Origin of the sequence: Bradyrhizobium sp. 61, from assembly GCF_023073075.1 — a bacterium.
Classification (GTDB): domain Bacteria; phylum Pseudomonadota; class Alphaproteobacteria; order Rhizobiales; family Xanthobacteraceae; genus Bradyrhizobium; species Bradyrhizobium barranii.
Genome location: NZ_JADPIU010000008.1, coordinates 57899 through 74144 on the forward strand (window position 1 = coordinate 57899; position 16246 = coordinate 74144).

A 16246-nucleotide genomic window follows, 5' to 3' on the forward strand; every position below is an offset into this window, starting at 1 on the left:
GGCGCAGTTCAACCCCGATGTTTTTTCTTCGCCTTCTTTTTTCCAGGCGCGCCCTTCAACGGCCACGGCGTGACCGCCGGCTCGGCATGGCCGGGCTTGTTCTTGTGTTTCTTTTTCGTTCCGAACGAAGGAGCATCGTCGAATTTCGGCCTGCGCTCGCCGTGAGCCTTGTCGCGTGGCTTGAATCCAGCTGCATCGCGCGGGCGATCGTCACGACGTTCGCGATGATCGCTGTCACCGCTCTCGCGCCGCGGCGGCTTTGACCGCTCTTCCGAAGGCGCCTGCCGCTGCGGCGCATCCGTCATCGGTTCGAGGCGGATATTGTCTTCCTTGTCCGGACGCTTGATCTTGGCAGCGAAGGATTCCGCGACCCGCTCGGAAATTTCGAACTCGGTCGTCGTGTCCATGATCTTGATGGCGCCGATGTCGCCCTTGTCGATGCCGCCGCGGCGGCAGATCATCGGCAAGAGCCAGCGTGCTTCCGCATTCTTTCTTCGTCCGATGTTGGCCCGGAACCAGACGCTGCCGTCCGCCATGCCGTGTTTCGCCGACGATTTTCCTGATTTGGGTCGGGCTCTTTCGGGGCGATCATCGCCGCGCGAAGTGCGGGCATCGTCGCGCGGTGCGCGGACATTGTCGCGCCCGCGATCGTCGCGCGGCCGGCCGGCTCGCTCGCCGGGATCGATGATGTCTTCGGGCGACGGCAGCCGTGCGCGATAGAGCCGCGCGAGTGCGGCTGCGATATCCTCGGCCGACCGCTCGGCCAGCAGCGCCTGTGCCAGCACCAGATCGTCCGCGGTCGTCTCCTCGGTGAACAACACGTCCTTCATGCGGTCGTGATCGAGCTTGCGGATTTCCTCAGCTTGAGGCGCCGTTCCCCAGACCGCGTCGATCCCCGAGACATTCAGCAGCATTTCCGCACGTCGCCGCCGTACAGGCGGCACCAGCAGGACGCTCGTCCCCTTGCGGCCCGCCCGCCCGGTGCGGCCGGAGCGATGCTGCATCACCTCGGCGTCGTTAGGCAGATCGGCATGGATGACGAGATCGAGGCTCGGCAGGTCGATGCCGCGGGCGGCGACGTCGGTCGCCACGCAGACGCGGGCGCGTCCGTCCCGGAGCGACTGCAGCGCCGTGGTCCGCTCGTTCTGCGTCAATTCGCCTGACAGCGCGACCACGGAGAAGCCGCGCTCCAGCAGCGCCGCCTGCAGATGCCTGACGTGATCGCGCGTGCTGCAGAACACCAGCGCGCTCGGCGCCTCGTAGAAGCGCAGCACGTTGACGACGGCATGTTCGACATCACCGGGGGCGACCCGGATGGCACGGTACTCGATGTCGGCGTGACCGCCTTCATCGCCGGCGACCTCGATTCGAAACGCCTGCTGCTGATATTGCTTGGCCAGCGCCACGATGCCGCGCGGAAACGTCGCCGAGAACAGCAAAGTGCGGCGTGTCTCCGGCGTGGTCTTGAGGATGAATTCCATGTCCTCGCGAAAGCCGAGATTGAGCATCTCGTCGGCCTCATCGAGGACGACCACTTTCAATTCCGTGATGTCGAGACGGCCGCGACGCAAATGGTCGCACAACCGGCCGGGCGTGCCGACGACGATGTGAGCGCCCGCCGCAAGCTCGCGTTGCTCGCGCCGCGGATCCATGCCGCCGACGCAGGAGACGACCCGCCCGCCGGCATGCCCATACAGCCATGCCAGTTCGCGCTGCACCTGCAAGGCGAGCTCGCGGGTCGGCGCCACGATCAGGGCGAGCGGCGCACCCGCCTGCTCGAACCGCTCGGCATCGCCAAACAGATCCTTGGCCATGGCGAGGCCATAAGCGAGGGTCTTGCCGGAGCCGGTCTGGGCCGAAACCAGGAGGTCGCGGTCGGCGGCTTCGTCTGCGAGCACGGCGAGCTGGACGGGGGTGGGTGAATCATAGTTCCGCTCGGCCAAAGCGTGGGCGAGCGGCGGGGTCAGGGCCGGAAAAGACACGGGATGGAGAACCTTGGTTAATGTCAGGCGCGGAACGGTGAACCGGCGGACCTGAGTTGCGTGCGCGGCAAACAGCCCGGCCGCACGCTGGATGTGATCAGGGCGCTCTTTACGCCAAGTGCTCTGGAATCACCATGCCTATGATGCATGGCTTGACGGAAAGAACCGCGCCTGAAGGTTGCAGCGGACGTTCGCGGCCACCTCCGTTAACCTGAAGCCAACCGGCTTAGAGGGGGACGACCGCGTGACGCCTTCCGCCAAACGCGCCTGCGGCGATTGCACGCTTTGCTGCAAGGTCATGGCCATCCAGGCGCTGGCCAAACCGGCTGGAAGCTGGTGCCGGCACTGCAAACCCGGCCAGGGCTGCGCGATCTATGCCGAACGCCCGGCCATCATGGGCCAGCGCATGATCCTCGTCACGCCGGACCGCGAGTTCGATCGCGGCATCGTCGGGCCGGACGAGCGGATCGTGCGGGAGTTGGAGGGGACCAAGGTCGTCGGCGCGACGGTGGTGAAGGAACATCAGATCAGCCATGGCTGGTTGGTGAACGTCCCATCAGCCGATGCTAGATAGGTCCGGTGACCTGGCAGAGTTAAGTTCAGGCAAAGCAGCACGGGGAGCACGACGATGCGATTGGCAGTCATTTCCGATATCCACGGCAATCTCGCTGCGTTGGAAGCGGTGCTGGCCGACATCAAGGCGCGCGGCGTCGATCGTACGGTCAACCTCGGCGATTGCGTCACCAGCCCGCTGTGGCCAAAGGAAACTTTCGAGGCTCTCCAGTCGCTGTCGTTGCCGACGGTGCGCGGAAATCATGATCGCTGGATTGAGGAGTTTCCAGACGACAAGCTCTCGCCGGCAGGTCTGTTTGCGCGTAGCGCATTGACCGCGGAGCAGCGCCGCGCACTTCACAGCCTGCCCTCCCAAATACGGCTGGACGACGGGATCCTGGCCTGCCACGGCACACCCGACGACGATACGACGTGCCTGCTCGAAGAAGCGCTCGAGGACGGCCGCTTCGTGCCGGCGCGTCGCGACGTGCTGACCGCGCGCCTTTCGAGCGCGCCAACGGCGCGTGTCGTGCTGTGTGGTCACAGCCACCGCCAGGCGGCCGTTCAGGGCCCGGGCGACCGCCTGGTCCTCAATCCCGGCAGCGTTGGTTGCCCGGTGTTCGCGGACATTCCTTTTGCCGCAAACCTGGAGCATCGCTCGCCTCACGCCCGCTACGCGATCCTCACGAAACGAACAAGAGGCTGGCAAGTCGAACTGCTGGCCCTGGAATACGACTGGGAAGCCGCGTCCGCGCAGGCGCTCGCCAACGGCCGCCCGGAATGGGCGGAGGCCATGTTATCAGGACATGTCAAATAGCTGGCCTTGCCACGTCGGTCATTCGATCCCAAATCGTGCCTCACGAGAGAGCAACGGGGTGAAACATGGCCGACAAGATATCGCTTGCCGACAAACTCGCGACCTTTGGGGATTATTGGTCGCCGCGCACGGTCACGACCTTCAACGATTGCGACGTGATGGTGGTGAAGGTGAAGGGCGAGTTCACCTGGCACAAGCACGATGACACCGACGATTTCTTTCTCGTCCTGAAAGGCAGTCTGGACATTGAATTGCGGGATCGCACGGTGACGCTCGGCCCGGGCGAACTCTATGTCGTGCCCAAAGGTGTCGAGCATCGCCCGGTGGCACGCGAGGAGGCTCACCTCCTGCTCATCGAGCCCACCGGCACCCCGAACACGGGCGACAAGGCCACAGCCGCAGCACGCAAGCTCGCATAGAGGACAACGCGCTTGGCGCGCGTCTAATCTCTGGAGGTCGCCAGCTTGCTGAAGCGGCCGACCAGCCTCGCCCTTACCCGTGCAACTGTGTCCCTCGCCGCGCGGCTCAGGGCGCGGATGGCGCGCCAGGCGTCGGTTGCCTGCAGCCACGCCTTCACCTCGGAGAACTTGCCGTACGCCCAGGCGAACGCCGGAATTCGCATCAGCTTGTCGCGCGTAAGATGGAACAGGCGCTCGACCAGCACGAGCTTGAGCAATTCGCCGACGATGAAAGTCACGGCGGCGCTCACGATCTGACCTGTTGCAGCGAGGTAGGCCGCCACCGGCTTGATCGGCTCCAGAATGATCACGGGCACGGAAAACAGGGCGAGCGAGGGATAAGGGGACAGCGACCTGATCCAGGTGCGCAACCACTTGAATTCGAAATGCCGCCCAATCCAGCGCGCCATTGGCCGCGCGACGGCCATGAAGACGGCATCCACCAGGAAGTAGATGGCCGCCAGGATGTAAGTTACGGGTTTCAGGATTCGCTTCACGATACCTCTCCCGTGAAGTGAAAGTCGGAACCTGGGCCTAAGTTTCACCTTAACATGGATAGATCGGGGATTCCCGATGGAACTTTTTGGGCGCCTCAGATCTCGGCATAGACCTCCAGCAAATTGCCGTCGGGATCGCGAAAAAACAGCGTCCGATGTCCGAACGACTGGTTCGTCGGCGGTGACAGCAGCGCCACGCCCCGCCGCACCAGTTCATCGGCACATTGATCGACCTCGCTCGCGGACACCTTGAAGGCCAGTTGCAGCGAGGCGCTGCCCGCCGGCGTCGGCGCGTCGGCCGCGGTCCGGCTTGGTCTCGCCAGCGCCAGCGTATTGCTGCCCAGGCCGTACTCGATCCAGTTCGGCGAGAGCTCGCGCAGCAGCGGAAAGGCGAGAACGTCCTCGTAGAACCGGCGCATCGCCGCCATGTCGCGCACGAATATGACGGTGTAGTCGATCGCGCGAATGGCGCTGAAGGGGGAGCGCCGGTTTGGTTCAGGTGTCTGTTTGTCTGTCATATCGTCGTTCATTCCAAACTCTGACTTGTAGCCCGTATGAAGCGCAGCGGAATACGGGGAGCCACGGGCTCGAACCCGGATTGCGCTTCGCTCCATCCGGGCTACGGATCATCTATCGCAGCAGGCCACCGCTATAGTGCAGCTCATGAAGCGGCGCGCCATCATGCCGCGCGATCGTCTCGACGCCATGGAAACGATCGAGCGAACCCTCGACCTCGTTGCGGTAAGTCATGCCTGCCTGCTCGAACAGGCGCGGTCCCCGATAAGGCTCCTCGACGCTTACGCCCAACAGCGCCTGGCGCAGGAATTTGTAGAGCAGCGTGGACCGATCCGTGATGTCCGCGCGGACGCCGCCGCTGTAGCTCATCGACCAGATGACACGGTCATCCCGTGACACGGTCTCTTGGCCAACGAAAAATCCCATCCCGAAATAGATATCGCGATAGGCATAAGGTGGCGCGCGATGTTCGAGCTGCTTGGAGCCGGCGAGCAGCGGCGCGGCCACGGTCGCGTCGTCGTCCAGCCCCGCATAGGTGCGCCGCTTGGCTTCGACCAGAAACGCTGCGAGATCGGGTGGAATGGACGGCTTTGTCTAGTCCACCAATTCCGGCCACGGCACGATGGTCGACTTCACTGTCTTCATTGCCATCGCATCCCTCACCGCCTGTGCGACGCCCGCTTCCGTGAACGGATAGATCGTCTGCATCTTCAGCCAGGGATACTTGTCACGCGTCCGGTAGAGCATGTCGACGCCGAGCGGCAGATCGTTGCCGGTAAAACCCCAGGATCCCAGCACGTTGAGGTCCTTGGTGCAGATGCGGTGCCAGGAGGTCTCGATCGAGCCGGCATCGGTGAACTGACCCATCTCGACATAGGTGCCGCCGTCGCGGAGCATCTCGATGCCTTCGGGGCCGGCGGTCGGATGTCCCGAGCAATCCATCACGAGATCGGCGCCGAAGTGGCCTACGATCTCGCGCACACGGGCGATGCGCTCCTGCGGCGATTTGATCTCCTCGATGTTCACCGTCGCCTCCGCGCCGAACTCGCGCGCGAGCTTGAGCCGCGGCACTTCCGGCGCGCCGACGCAGATCACGCGCCCTGCTCCCATCTCCCTGGCGGCCGCGACCGCGAGAATGCCGATCGGACCCGAGCCCTGGATCACCACCGTGTCGCCCCAGGAAAACCCGCCGGCGCGACTGGCGCGGTTGAAGGCGCGGATGCAGGAGGTCAGCGGCTCCGACAGCGCGCCCAGCCGCAGCGACATGTCGTCGGGCAGCTTGTAGATCTTGGTGCCCGGCAGCATCTCGAGATCGACATAGACATATTCGGCCCAGCCGCCCCACATGTGCGGCGCCTTGTCGAAGCCGAGATAGCGGCCGTAATAGACCGGCGTCAGGCATTTGTTGGCGGTCTGCGGATAGTGGATGCAGTAATAGCAATGGCCGCAGGGCATCAGCGGCGGAATCATCACTTTTGATCCGACCTTGAGCGGCTTGCTCATGAAGTCCTCGGTGAATTCGTCGCCGCATTCGACGATGATTCCGCCGAGCTCGTGGCCGAGCGTGAACGGCCAGGGCAGCGGCTTCGGCCAATGCCCTTTGAGAATGTGCAGATCGGTGCCGCAGACGCCGCAGGCGCCGACCTTGATCAGCGCAGCCTTTTTGCCGACCTTCGGCCATGGCACGGTCTTGATGACGGGCTCCGAGCCCGGTCCTGCGTGAGTGCAGACGCGGATCTGGTCCATGGGTGTGTCCTCGCGGCCTGCTTGTTATGATTGATGGTGCGGGCGTGAGGCAAAGCGTATGTGAGATGCGCGGTCGTGCCAAGCGTGAGTCTCGTAGCCTGCATGGAGCGCCACGAAATGCGGGACCGGCGGCCCCGGATTACGCTTCGCTCCATCCGGGCTACAAGGACGACGTCGATGCTACGTGACTATCAGCCAGCGGATGCGGAAGCGATCGTGCGCGTCGCTCTCGCGGCATTCGCGCAATTCGAGCAGGATTATTCCGACTGGCCGTTGTTTACGACCCATGTCGCGAAAATGCCGGAGCTTGCCAAAACCGGCGAGATCATCGTCGCCGAGGATGGCGGCCAGATCGTCGGCGCCGTCGCCTATATCGGACCGCAAGCCCCGAAGCCGGCCTTCTTCGATCCGGCCTGGCCGATCATCCGCATGCTGGTGGTTGATCCGGCCGCGCGCAGCAAGGGCATCGGCCGACAATTGACCGAAGAATGCCTGCGCCGCGCCGAGCGCGACCGGTCGCCGGTCATCGCCCTGCACACGACGCCGATCATGACGGTCGCGCTGCCGATGTATCAGCGGATGGGATTTGCCAGGGTTCGCGAGGCGCCGGATATTTTGGGCGTGCCTTATGCGGTTTACGTCAAGGCGCTGGGGTAGGATGGCGTCGGCGTTGATTCTTTGACAGTCGTTGCGAATGACAAACTGGACGAGCCGAACCTGCGCGGCAAATGGCATCGACATCCATTATTTACGGACCGGGGACGACAAGCCTGCGCTGATTGCGCTGCATGGTCTGACCGGAAGCGGCGCCTGCTGGACACCGTTGGCGCGCGCTCTCGAGGACGGCTACGACGTCATCATGCCCTCTGCGAGAGGACATGGCGCGTCGAGCGCACCGTCCGGCGGGTATCTGTACCGCGATCTCGCAGGCGACGTCATCGGCCTCATCGACGCGCTCGGGCTGACTGCCCCGATCCTGCTCGGCCATTCCATGGGCGGCATGACCGCCGCCGTGGTTGCGAGCGAGATGGGTACGACCATTCGCAGCGTTATCCTCGCCGATCCGACTTTCTTGGCACCGGAGCGCCAGCGCCAGGTTTACCGGAGCGACGTCGCCGAGCAGCATCGCCGGCTTCTCGCTCGGGACAAGGACGAGGCGCTGGCCGAGGCCCGGCGGCGGCATCCGCACCGCTCATCCGAACTGCTTGACCTGATCGTTGATGCGCGGCTGCGGACCGAGATCAGCGCCTTCGAGATTCTCACGCCGCCGAACCCGGATTATCGCGAGCTTGTCAAAGCCATTGCCGTCCCGAGCCTGCTTGTCATCGGAGACAATGGCGTTGTCTCCGTCGAAACGGCGCGGGAGCTGCAGGGGCTCAATCGACACCTCCGCCATGAGGTGATCGCGAATGCGGGCCATGGGTTGCCATATGACAAGCCGGATGAGTTTGCTGCGGTGGTCAGGTCGTTTCTGGCGACGGAGATCGCGTGACGCGCTGCTTCGTAGCCCGCATTGAGCTTTGCGGAATGCGGGGCCGGCGGTCCCGGATTGCGGGCTACGGACACACACCCAAGTGTCTTGAGCGGCCGGCGGTGAACGTGTAAGGCCCGAACAGTCCCACCCAGGTGATCGCTTGAACCCCCTTCTCCAAAATCCTGTTGTCGCGTCCGGATCGTTCGCGGCGATGAAGTCGGTGCCGTACCGGCTCCAGTTCATCGCATACGTGCTGGCGATGATGGCGGACAATATCGAGCATGTGATCAGCTATTGGGTGGTGTTCCAGAGATTCCATTCGCCGACGCTGGGGGGCTTTGCCGTGCTGTCGCACTGGCTGCCGTTCCTGCTGTTCTCGGTCGCGGTCGGCGGGCTCGCCGACCGGTTCGATCCGCGGCGCATCATCCAATGCGGCATGCTGCTGTTCATCGTGGCCTCGGCCGGATGGGGCTTCTTCTTCATCACCGACACCATCCAGATGTGGCACGCGATGCTGCTGCTGGTGATTCATGGCTGCGCCGGCGTGCTGTGGCAGACGCCGAACCAGCTTCTGCTCTACGACCTCGTCGGTCCCGCGGATCTTCCGAGCGCGGTGCGCCTGAATGCGATGGCGCGCTATCTCGGCATCCTGGTCGGGCCCGCCGTCGGCGGCGTCATCATGCTCACGCTGGGCACCTCGCACGGCATCATCTTCAACACGCTGTTCTACCTGCCGATGCTGCTCTGGCTGTTCTGGGCGCCAGTGCGCGACAAGAGCGTCGCGGTGCGGCGCTTCGCCATGCGCGGCCTTGCCGACATCGTGCTGACGATGCGCGCCATCGGCACGCAGCCGGTGCTGACCGCAATGACGTGGCTCGCCGGCCTCACCTCGTTCATGATCGGCAACGCCTATCACGCCCAGATGCCGGGGTTTGCCGGCGATCTCGGCCACGGCGATCCCGGCGTCTCCTATAGCGTGCTGCTCGCGGCCGATGCGGCAGGTGCGCTGCTCGCCGGCATCGCGCTGGAATCCTGGGGACGGTTGAAGGGCACGCCGCGCACCGCGATCATGCTGGCCATGCTGTGGAGCGTGGCGCTGCTCGGCTTCGCCGCGGTGCGGATCTATCCGGTCGCGATCGTGCTGCTGTTCTTTGCGGGTTTCTTCGAGCTGTCCTTCAACACCATGGCGCAGGCGCTGGTGCAGTTGAACGCGCCGCACGACATCCGCGGCCGCGTCGTCGGGCTCTACAACATGGCCGGGCTCGGGATGCGGGCCTTCAGCGGCATCACCGTCGGCCTGTTCGGCGCGGCGATCGGCATTCACTGGTCGCTCGGGCTCTCGGCCTTGGTGCTGCTGGCGCTGCTGTGTCTTCTCTATGGGCGCGCGACGAGGAAGACAGCCGGTTGACTCCGGCGTCTCTCCACCGCACCTTCGATACAGGGCTTGGGGAGGTCGGGTGTTGCGCAATCGCTGGGGCATTCTTGCGATCCTGTTCGTCGTGCGCCTCACCATCGCGTTCCAGTTCCAGAGCGTGGCCGCGGTCGCGCCGTTGCTGCAACAGACCTTTGGCGTCGGGCTCGCCGATATCGGCATCCTGATCGGACTCTATTTCACCCCCGGCATCGTGCTGGCGCTGCCGGGCGGCGCGATCGGCCGGACTCTTGGCGACAAGCCGACGACGATCGCAGCGCTGCTGCTGATGACCGCGGGCAGCCTGGTCATGGCCACCACCGACATCTGGGGCTGGCAGATGGCGGGCCGGCTCGTCTCCGGCGCCGGCGGCGTGCTGCTGACGGTGCAGCTCACCAAGATGGGCACCGACTGGTTCGCCGGGAAGGAGATCGCCACCGCGATGGCGATCTTCGTCAACTCCTGGCCGGCCGGCGTCGCGATCTCGCTGCTGGTGCTGCCGGCGATCGGCACGGCCTATGGCGCGAGCGCGGTGTTCCTCGCGGCGGGCGCACTCACGGCCATCGGTATTGTGCTGATCACGCTCTATCAGTCACCGCCGGGAGCCACAGTCAGCGCGGCCGGCCCAGGCCGGCTCGATCCCCTCGCGCTGCTGGCGGTGATCGTCGCGGGCCTGATCTGGGGACTCTTTAATGTCGGCTTCGCCATGATCTTCTCGTTCGGCCCCTCCCTGCTCGCCGAGCGCGGCTGGAGCATTGCTGCGGCAGGCTCCGCGATCAGCCTCGTGATGTGGCTGTCGGTGATCTCGGTGCCAGCAGGCGGCTATCTCGCCGACCGCTTCAAGCGTCCGCTCACGCTCGCGACCGCAGCCAGCCTCATCGTGGCCGGGCTGCTGGCCTGGTTGCCGCGATCGGATGCGGTGATCACGGTCCTCGTCCTGATCGGCCTGATCGGCGGCCATCCGGCCGGCCCGATCATGAGCCTGGCCGCCCGCGTGCTCGCGCCGGAAACAAGGGCGATCGGCATGGGCGTGTTCTACACTCTCTTCTATGCCGCGATGATGCTGGGACCGGCGGTCGCCGGCCGGCTGGCCAAATCGGCCGGGACGGCCGCGGTGGCACTCGACCTCGGCGCGCTGACGGTGCTGGCCTGCCCGCCGCTGATGTGGCTTTTCGAGCGCATTGTGTCTGTCCGTAATCGACGCGCCCAATCCTAACGCGGCGTTAACCCTGTGCACCTTAGGGTCGTCCCGGACTCCGCCAGGCGGGGGGTCGGGTTGTGAAAATGGCGTTGGCGAACAAAAAATTTCTTCCGGCCGCCGAGGAACGACGGCGTTTCCAGCGGGTGAAGGTTCACCTGCTCGGCCGCTACATGCTGCCGGACCGCCGGGAATTCCCCTGCCAGGTGATCAACATGTCGCCGGGCGGACTGGCGCTTCTGGCCCCCGGCATCGGCAATGTCGGCGACCGCGTGGTCGCCTATCTCGACCATATTGGGCGGGTCGAGGGCAAGATCACCCGCATCATCGACAACGGTTTCGCCATGACGGTCGGGGCGACGCCCCGCAAGCGCGACAAGCTGGCGGCCCAGCTCACCTGGCTTGCCAACCGCGACATCCTCAATCTGCCGGAGGATCGCCGCCACGACCGTATCGTGCCGCGCAACCCGATCGCGGTGCTGACGCTCGAGGACGGCACCAAGATGACCTGCCGCATCATCGACCTCTCGCTGTCCGGTGCCGCCATTGCCGCGGAGAACCGCCCGCCGGTGAAATCGATCGTGCTGCTCGGCCGGGTCCAGGGCCGCGTGGTCCGAAACCTCGAGGACGGCTTCGCGCTGGAGTTCATGCACGAGCAGCCGATAGAGACTCTCGAAGAGAGCGTTACCGCGCGGTAAAGCGCAAGGACGCTAAAACGCCTGTATTTCCAGCCCTGAAGGCGGCCTCCGCGATGCGGACGCCGCCTTCGTCGTGTCCGGCGACCGCCTCGCGCGGGTTAACGCGAGGGCTGCGAGCGCGTGCAAACAACAGTTCCGCCAGCGTTTCCGCGTTAATAGATAAAATTTGAATCAATTGAAGTCATTTCAAATCTTAGTCGAATTCGATTCAAGTATAGATCGAATTAATCGCGCCTTTTACTTGTATTCGTCTCGACTTGACTTGGCCGACTTAGCGGCAACTCAAAAGCTCCATGCGAAATGTGGTCCCAACAAGAAACGGGGGCCGCAATGTTGGACTTCAGGGGACAGGGGAAAGGGCTGGCACTGGCTGCCATGCTCTTCGGGATCAGCGCGGCAGCGCAGGCCGGCGAAGGCCGTCTGCTCTACGCGAGCCTCGGCGACACCACGCGTGCGCCGATCGGCTGGGTCGAGTTCTGTGCGGATAATGCCGCTCAGTGCCAGGGCGCGCCGACGCAACCGCGCGACATCGTGATGTCGCAGGCCGCATGGCGCGACCTCGTCAAGGTCAATCGCTGGGTCAACGAGACCGTCAAGCCTTTGACCGACCAGGAGCACTGGGGCGTGATCGAGAAGTGGTCGCTGCCGACCGACGGTTACGGCGATTGTGAAGACTACGTGCTGCTGAAGCGCAAGATGCTGATCGATGCCGGATGGCCGCGCGAGGCCCTGCTCATCACCGTCGTGCGGGACAAGAAGGGCGAAGGACACGCGGTGCTGACGGTGAAGACCGACAAGGGCGAGTTCGTTCTCGACAATCAGAACGAGAACGTCGTTGCCTGGACGGAGACCGGCTACCGCTTCGTCAAGCGCCAGTCACAGAGCGACCCCAATGTCTGGGTCTCGCTCGGCGACACCAAGCCGGCGGTCTCCACCGCCAGCGCCAAGAACTAGCAGTCAGGAAAACGAGTTACGCGGCCCGGTCACATCCCCACCCCTCCCCGTCCCAGACCGGTTCGCGCGCGGCCAGCCATCCCCCAATGGCTGGCCGCAACTTTTTTGGGGAGAGCATCAGCCCTGTGACGACCACGGCACGCGCGCCGCAGTGAAATCGCGCCACGTGCGTTGCAAAGCGGGCTGCACGCCGATCGATGCACGTGCCTGCCAGCCGGCGATCGCCGCGGCCGCGATGGCGCTGTCGGGTTCAGTACCGAGCCCATCGAGCAGCGATGCCGTGACCGCCATATCGTTGAATGCGCCAAGCTCCTCCTGCAAGGCTGCGAGCCTACGCGAGAAACGTCGCGCCGACTTGCGATCCTCGTACAGCGGCAGCAGGAACTCGCTGAGATAGCGCAGCCGCTTGGTCGCGAGCCGCACCCGGTGCAGCTCTTCTGCAGGAAGCGACTTGAAGCGGCGGCCGCGCTTGAGCACCTTGGCGTATTGCTCCGACAAGATGCGTCGCGCGAAGTCGACGGCGGGTTCGGCGAGCTGGCCGAGATCTTCGGCGGCAACGTCGTTGCGCCAGCCTCGCGTCTCGATCCAGTTTCCGAGGCCGATCAGGAACACAGCGCAGCGGCGATCGTCGAGCGCATCATGCGCCTTGCGATAGGCGTCCGACTGGCGCTCGGCCGCAGCCCGGCCCAGCGCATCGAAGCCGGCGACCAACGGACAGGCCTGTGCGATCGTCGGCAAGGTATCGAGCTGGAACACGTCCCAATCACGGGCGGCGGACAGGTCTTGCGCCAGCCATTTGACCTCCGACCGCAGCGCGTCGAGATTGCTGAGCGCGCCGACCGATCGCATCAGGTCGAGCGCCGATCGCAGCCGGCGCAGCGAGACGCGGAGTTGATGCACGCCTTCCGGGTTGCGCCCGTCCTCGGCCGCCGGCAGCGACTGAAGCAGATGGAGGAAGCAGGAGCGCAGGATCGTCGCGAAGGCCTCGTCGAGCGTGACCGACGCATCGAGGCGAAGTTTTCGCGGGCGACGTGCCGGGGGCGGCTCATCGGCGGCAAGATCAAAGCCGCGCGCCGACTTGGTACGGATAGACGGCTTCACCGCACCCTGCTCCGCGAGCCGCAGCGCGACCTCGTAGATCGTGCTGGCGCTGCCGCTCTTCAGCTCAAGCTCGATCTCGCTCACCTGTAGCGTGCGATCGCCAGCCGTCAGCTCGCCTTGATCGAAGGCGATTTCGACCGCGCCGGACGGCAAGTCGATCATCCTCGCATGACGACGGATGTCGGCGGTGAAGACGGCTTCGAGCGGCTGCGTCACGAGGTTGCTACGAAGCTTCTCCGGAATGAAGGGCATCGCCAGAGCGAGATCGGGCGCAAGCGATGACACGCTCGCCTCCCACTCGCCACGGCGCAACGGATCGTCCGCGGCGTCCGTCTTCACGGTCTGCACGAAGCGCGCGCCGCTCTGGCGGACGCGCAGGCTCAGGCCATTGCGCCGAAGCAGGCGCTCGGCTGTGTCGTAATAGACCGACTTGAGATGCTTGCGCGTGCCCTTGTTGCGCGCATTGGCCGTGATGACCGGCGCGGCGTTGAAATGCGCCATGCGATCGGCATCGACGAGCAGCTTGAGCTCGATCTCACCGGCGGGACGCGCAGCAGTGCCGGACTGGGCTGGCTCCGGTGCAGGCGTCGTGTCTTGCGATGGCGTCTGATCAATCACAGCGCCCTCGACGATCGCATGTTCCGGGTCGGGCTCGGCTGCGTCACGTTGCCTGAGGAAGCCGGCGACGACTTGCGTTCTCTTGTTCCTGTCCTTGAGGACAGGATTCCCATCCGGCGCGCTCATGGTTTTGCGAGCCAGCGTAGCGTCTGATTTCAATATTTCCGGTGACATGACAGTTTGATGACAGAGCGCAGCATATAGCTCGTCAGGCCCGCAAGGAATAGCAACGTTACGTCGCAACGCATCATCGTCCACATGCGACATGCTCGACGCTAAAGATCGGGCAGGACTGTCATAATTCGTCTAGCGTGACGAATTAAATTGCCGCCGCGTACAGTAAGTGATCGAATTGATGGCGAATCTCGTCGTTCTCGAAACCGAGATGAACGCGTCAGCGAGCTTGACTCATGCTAGCAGAAAAATTCTTTCTGGTTTTGGAGACGCTCAGAAGTCACGCCTCCGATGGTGACAGGCCGGAGATTGTGACAAGCCCCGCGCGGCCTCCTGCGCTCCCGGAGATCGCAAAAGGCTCTCGACCAGGAAAGCCGGTTCCCGACGAGCGCGACTAGAAGCGATTGAATTTCGCGGGCTCACACCTGCCCAGCGCGCATCAATGCGCGAGCCTGTTCTTGTAGATCCTGCCGTCCTTCATGATCACCACAAAATTCTTCGCGGGATCTTCGACCAGCTTGATGTCGTCGAGCGGATTGCCGTCGACCAGCAGGAGATCGGCGAGCGCGCCCTCCTCGACCACGCCGAGCTTGCCGGGATAGGGATTACGCAGGCCCGACAGGCTCAAGAGTTCAGCGTTGGTCGACGTCGCCATCGTCAGCGCTTCGGCCGGCGTGTACCAGCGCGTCAGTGCGGCCAGCATCGAGCCCTGCTTGTCCGCCAATGCCTTCGAGAACAGGACGTCAGTGCCGAACGCGGTCTTGATCTTGTACTTCTTCGCCAGCGCATAGACGCGGTCGGTGCCGGCAACGACCTGCCGCATCTTGTCCTGCTCCGACGGTCCCAGCGCCGCGGCGCCGGAGATATCAAGGAACGGTTGCGTGCTCAGCCAGACGCCCTTCTCCGCGATCAGCTTCGCACTCGCCTCATCCATGAGATGTCCGTGCTCGATGCATCTCACGCCGGCTGCGATCGAGCGCTGGATCGCGACCGGCGTATAGGCGTGCGTGGCGACATAGGTGCCCCAATTGTCCGCGGCCTCGACAGCGGCGCGCAGCTCGGGCTCGGTGAAGGTGGAGACATCGAGCGGACTGAAGGGCGATGCGACGCCGCCGCCCGCCGTGAGCTTGACCTGCGACGCGCCTTGCATCAGTTGCTCGCGCGCGCGCACGCGCACCTCGTCCGGGCTGTCGGCGACCAGGCTGCCGCCGATCAGCTCCATGCGGCTGAGCATGCCGCCGATGGTTCGCGGCAGATCGGTGAGCTGGCGGAAATCGCCATGACCGCCGGTGATGGTGATGATGGCGCCGGACGGATAGATGCGCGGACCGGCGACGAGACCCTCGTCGATGGCCCGCTTGAGGCCGAAACTCGGCCCGCCCATGTCGCGTATGGTGGTGAAGCCGCGCATCAGCGTCGCTGTCGCCTCGCTGGCGGCGAGCAGATTGTTGTAGCCGACATCGCCGAGGGCCGCGGCCGGCGTCGGACGCACCAGCATCGCGTGCCAGTGTGCGTCGATCAGTCCCGGCATCAGCACGCGGCCGCCGCCGTCGATCACCTGACCGGTGGCCGCGATATCGGCGGTCGAAATCTTCTCGATCTTCCTGTTCCTGATCAGGACGTTGGACGCGACCGAGAGCGTGGCATTCTTTCCGTCGAAGATCCGAACGTTGCGGAACAGGACGGCGGAGTCCTGCTGGGCTTGTAAGGGCAACGGGCTGCCGAGGCTTCCAATCGACACAAGCAATGCGGCGGCTCTGAAGAGTCCGGCCGGCGCGGTCCAACCCCACATGTCCAATCTCCACGCAGATCCGGGCGAACGCCAGCCAGCTGACGCCGCGCGATGCAGCTATGGATTGATGCCTGCAAACCGCATCGAGTCAATTTGCAACCACAGGGAGGTTTTGCAAATCAGCCATACGGACGCGAAGAGAAGCGTCCCCATCAAGTTGGAGAGGCGAATGGGTAAGTGCACCTGTCGCACTCGCGTCGAACTCAAATTAAAACGCACTATCGATTTCGACCCGCCAGCAACGGTAGATTGCAACTT

16 protein-coding genes are annotated in these 16246 nt (G+C 64.3%); 9 read left to right on the forward strand and 7 right to left on the reverse strand.

Going from position 1 to position 16246, the window contains the following annotated elements:
- Positions 1–8 precede the first annotated feature (8 nt).
- Positions 9–1982, reverse strand: a complete 1974-nt coding sequence (locus IVB46_RS03000; RefSeq protein WP_247309538.1) for a DEAD/DEAH box helicase — start codon at positions 1980–1982, stop codon at positions 9–11.
- A gap of 244 nt (positions 1983–2226) precedes the next feature.
- Between IVB46_RS03000 and IVB46_RS03005 the strand changes: the two genes are divergently transcribed.
- The 3 genes from IVB46_RS03005 (at position 2227) to IVB46_RS03015 (ending at position 3770) form a co-directional block, all read left to right on the forward strand.
- Positions 2227–2556, forward strand: coding sequence for a hypothetical protein (locus IVB46_RS03005; protein ID WP_247309537.1), 330 nt, complete (start codon positions 2227–2229; stop codon positions 2554–2556).
- A 54-nt stretch (positions 2557–2610) separates the two neighbouring features.
- On the forward strand, positions 2611–3351 hold the full coding sequence (locus IVB46_RS03010; protein WP_063982494.1) for a metallophosphoesterase family protein: 741 nt from the start codon (positions 2611–2613) through the stop codon (positions 3349–3351).
- A 65-nt stretch (positions 3352–3416) separates the two neighbouring features.
- Positions 3417–3770 carry a cupin domain-containing protein gene (locus IVB46_RS03015; protein ID WP_247309536.1) on the forward strand — a complete coding sequence of 118 codons (354 nt, stop codon included), beginning with the start codon at positions 3417–3419 and terminating at the stop codon, positions 3768–3770.
- Between the two features lie 23 nt (positions 3771–3793).
- Here IVB46_RS03015 and IVB46_RS03020 read toward each other — a convergent pair whose 3' ends face one another.
- The 4 genes from IVB46_RS03020 to IVB46_RS03035 all read right to left on the reverse strand — a co-directional run bounded on the left by IVB46_RS03020 (position 3794) and on the right by IVB46_RS03035 (position 6568).
- Positions 3794–4306: a hypothetical protein gene (locus IVB46_RS03020; protein WP_085398442.1), complete on the reverse strand. Its 513-nt coding sequence runs from the start codon at positions 4304–4306 to the stop codon at positions 3794–3796.
- A 95-nt stretch (positions 4307–4401) separates the two neighbouring features.
- Positions 4402–4824: a VOC family protein gene (locus IVB46_RS03025; RefSeq protein ID WP_247309535.1), complete on the reverse strand. Its 423-nt coding sequence runs from the start codon at positions 4822–4824 to the stop codon at positions 4402–4404.
- A gap of 112 nt (positions 4825–4936) precedes the next feature.
- The gene (locus tag IVB46_RS03030) at positions 4937–5329 is read right to left on the reverse strand and encodes a DUF5680 domain-containing protein (RefSeq protein ID WP_247309534.1); all 393 of its coding nucleotides are present in this window, start codon (positions 5327–5329) and stop codon (positions 4937–4939) included.
- A gap of 87 nt (positions 5330–5416) precedes the next feature.
- On the reverse strand, positions 5417–6568 hold the full coding sequence (locus IVB46_RS03035) for a zinc-binding dehydrogenase (RefSeq protein ID WP_247309533.1): 1152 nt from the start codon (positions 6566–6568) through the stop codon (positions 5417–5419).
- 177 nt (positions 6569–6745) lie between these two features.
- Between IVB46_RS03035 and IVB46_RS03040 the strand changes: the two genes are divergently transcribed.
- The 6 genes from IVB46_RS03040 to IVB46_RS03065 all read left to right on the forward strand — a co-directional run bounded on the left by IVB46_RS03040 (position 6746) and on the right by IVB46_RS03065 (position 12303).
- Complete coding sequence (locus IVB46_RS03040; RefSeq protein ID WP_247309532.1) at positions 6746–7225, forward strand: GNAT family N-acetyltransferase; 480 nt, start codon at positions 6746–6748, stop codon at positions 7223–7225.
- A 37-nt stretch (positions 7226–7262) separates the two neighbouring features.
- Entirely contained in the window at positions 7263–8060 is a 798-nt protein-coding gene (locus IVB46_RS03045; RefSeq protein ID WP_247341951.1) for an alpha/beta hydrolase, read from the forward strand.
- 142 nt (positions 8061–8202) lie between these two features.
- Complete coding sequence (locus tag IVB46_RS03050) at positions 8203–9450, forward strand: MFS transporter (protein WP_256468541.1); 1248 nt, start codon at positions 8203–8205, stop codon at positions 9448–9450.
- A gap of 52 nt (positions 9451–9502) precedes the next feature.
- Positions 9503–10669: an MFS transporter gene (locus IVB46_RS03055; protein ID WP_071912618.1), complete on the forward strand. Its 1167-nt coding sequence runs from the start codon at positions 9503–9505 to the stop codon at positions 10667–10669.
- A gap of 68 nt (positions 10670–10737) precedes the next feature.
- Positions 10738–11349, forward strand: a complete 612-nt coding sequence (locus tag IVB46_RS03060) for a PilZ domain-containing protein (protein ID WP_063982484.1) — start codon at positions 10738–10740, stop codon at positions 11347–11349.
- Positions 11350–11679: 330 nt separating this feature from the next.
- Positions 11680–12303 carry a transglutaminase-like cysteine peptidase gene (locus IVB46_RS03065; RefSeq protein WP_028154093.1) on the forward strand — a complete coding sequence of 208 codons (624 nt, stop codon included), beginning with the start codon at positions 11680–11682 and terminating at the stop codon, positions 12301–12303.
- Positions 12304–12420: 117 nt separating this feature from the next.
- On the opposite strand, the gene IVB46_RS03070 is transcribed toward IVB46_RS03065, so the two are convergent.
- On the reverse strand, positions 12421–14148 hold the full coding sequence (locus IVB46_RS03070) for a CYTH and CHAD domain-containing protein (protein ID WP_247341955.1): 1728 nt from the start codon (positions 14146–14148) through the stop codon (positions 12421–12423).
- Between the two features lie 487 nt (positions 14149–14635).
- On the reverse strand, positions 14636–15988 hold the full coding sequence (locus IVB46_RS03075; RefSeq protein ID WP_247309525.1) for an amidohydrolase family protein: 1353 nt from the start codon (positions 15986–15988) through the stop codon (positions 14636–14638).
- Between the last annotated feature and the right edge of the window lie 258 nt (positions 15989–16246).

Coding starts and splice junctions, on each gene's coding strand:
- IVB46_RS03045 (WP_247341951.1), top strand. CDS start 7,263: ATGACAAACTGGACGAGCCGAACCTGCGCGGCAAATGGCATCGACATC.
- IVB46_RS03065 (WP_028154093.1), top strand. CDS start 11,680: ATGTTGGACTTCAGGGGACAGGGGAAAGGGCTGGCACTGGCTGCCATG.
- IVB46_RS03025 (WP_247309535.1), bottom strand. CDS start 4,824: ATGACAGACAAACAGACACCTGAACCAAACCGGCGCTCCCCCTTCAGC.
- IVB46_RS03015 (WP_247309536.1), top strand. CDS start 3,417: ATGGCCGACAAGATATCGCTTGCCGACAAACTCGCGACCTTTGGGGAT.
- IVB46_RS03070 (WP_247341955.1), bottom strand. CDS start 14,148: ATGAGCGCGCCGGATGGGAATCCTGTCCTCAAGGACAGGAACAAGAGA.
- IVB46_RS03035 (WP_247309533.1), bottom strand. CDS start 6,568: ATGGACCAGATCCGCGTCTGCACTCACGCAGGACCGGGCTCGGAGCCC.
- IVB46_RS03040 (WP_247309532.1), top strand. CDS start 6,746: ATGCTACGTGACTATCAGCCAGCGGATGCGGAAGCGATCGTGCGCGTC.
- IVB46_RS03075 (WP_247309525.1), bottom strand. CDS start 15,988: ATGTGGGGTTGGACCGCGCCGGCCGGACTCTTCAGAGCCGCCGCATTG.
- IVB46_RS03060 (WP_063982484.1), top strand. CDS start 10,738: ATGGCGTTGGCGAACAAAAAATTTCTTCCGGCCGCCGAGGAACGACGG.
- IVB46_RS03010 (WP_063982494.1), top strand. CDS start 2,611: ATGCGATTGGCAGTCATTTCCGATATCCACGGCAATCTCGCTGCGTTG.